This window comes from Streptomyces sp. NTH33 (assembly GCF_003236365.1).
Lineage (GTDB): Bacteria > Actinomycetota > Actinomycetes > Streptomycetales > Streptomycetaceae > Streptomyces.
The window spans coordinates 1-1,493 of sequence record NZ_POTZ01000865.1 but is presented as its reverse complement, the minus strand read 5'-3'; the positions used below and the strand labels follow the sequence as shown (position 1 = coordinate 1,493).

Below are 1,493 nucleotides of genomic sequence, written 5' to 3'. Positions count from 1 at the left end.
GAGGGTGGGTGCGGGACGGAACGCTCCGCCCCGGAGACAGCCCGGACACGGCCCGGACACGGCCCAGGCACGGTTCAGGCACGGCGCGAAAGGTGCAGAAGACGTGAGGCTCACCATCCTCGGCGGCGGCGGATTCCGCGTACCCCTCGTCCACGGCGCCCTCCTCGCGGACCGAGGCGCCGGGCGGGTGACGCACGTCGTCCTGCACGACCTGGACGCGGGCCGTCTCGCGGCCGTCACACGGGTACTGGCCGAGCAGGCCGCCGGAGTGCCGGACGCGCCCGAGGTACGGGCCACCACCGACCTGGACGAGGCGCTGCGCGGCGCCGACTTCGTGTTCTCCGCGATCCGGGTCGGCGGCCTGGAGGGGCGGGCGCACGACGAGCGGGTGGCGCTCGCCGAGGGCGTGCTCGGTCAGGAGACGGTCGGCGCGGGCGGTATCGCCTACGGGCTGCGTACGGTGCCCGTCGCCGTCGACATCGCCCGGCGGGTGGCCCGCCTCGCGCCCGACGCCTGGGTCATCAACTTCACCAACCCGGCCGGCCTGGTCACCGAGGCCATGTCCCGCCACCTCGGCGACCGGGTCGTCGGCATCTGCGACTCGCCGGTCGGCCTGGGCCGCCGTATCGCCCGCGTGCTGGGCGTGGACCCGCGCCGGGCGTGGATCGACTACGCCGGCCTCAACCACCTCGGCTGGGTGCGCGGCCTGCGCGTGGCCGGACGCGACGAACTCCCGCGCCTGCTCGCCGATCCCGGCCTGCTCGGCTCCTTCGAGGAGGGCAGGCTCTTCGGCGCCGAGTGGCTGCGCTCGCTCGGCGCGATCCCCAACGAGTACCTGCACTACTACTACTTCAACCGCGAGGCCGTACACGCCCACCAGCGCGGCGCTCGAACCCGCGGCGCCTTCCTCCTCGACCAGCAGGCCCGGTTCTACGAGGAGGCCGGGAATCCGGGCACCTCGGCGCTGGCGGCCTGGGACCGCACCCGCGCCGAGCGCGAGGCCACCTACATGGCCGAGAACCGCGAGACGGCCGGCGCGGGGGAGCGGGAGGCCGACGACCTCTCGGGCGGCTACGAGAAGGTGGCCCTCGCCCTGATGCGGGCCATCGCCCGCGACGAGCGCACCACGCTGATCCTCAACGTCCGCAACCGCGGCACCCTCTCCGTGCTGGACTCCGAGGCCGTCGTCGAGGTGCCCTGCCTGGTCGACGCGAGCGGCGCGCACCCGGTCTCGGTGGACCCGCTGCCCGGCCACGCCACCGGGCTGGTCTGCGCGGTCAAGGCGGTCGAGCGCGAGGTGCTCGCCGCGGCCGAGTCGGGCTCCCGTGCGACGGCCGTGAAGGCCTTCGCACTGCACCCGCTCGTCGACTCGGTGAACGTCGCCCGCCGTCTCGTCGACGGGTACAGCGCCGTCCATCCCGGTCTCGCGTACCTGACGTAGGGGGTGTTCGCGGGGCCGGTCGGTCGCTCCCCCGTTCGGCGACCGACCGCCC

At 74.7% G+C, this 1,493-nt stretch carries 1 protein-coding gene; it reads left to right on the top strand.

Going from position 1 to position 1,493, the window contains the following annotated elements; translation table 11 throughout:
• Positions 1-103: 103 nt before the first annotated feature.
• On the top strand, positions 104-1,441 hold the full coding sequence (locus tag C1I97_RS37080; RefSeq protein WP_111007261.1) for a 6-phospho-beta-glucosidase: 1,338 nt from the start codon (positions 104-106) through the stop codon (positions 1,439-1,441).
• Positions 1,442-1,493: the final 52 nt, after the last annotated feature.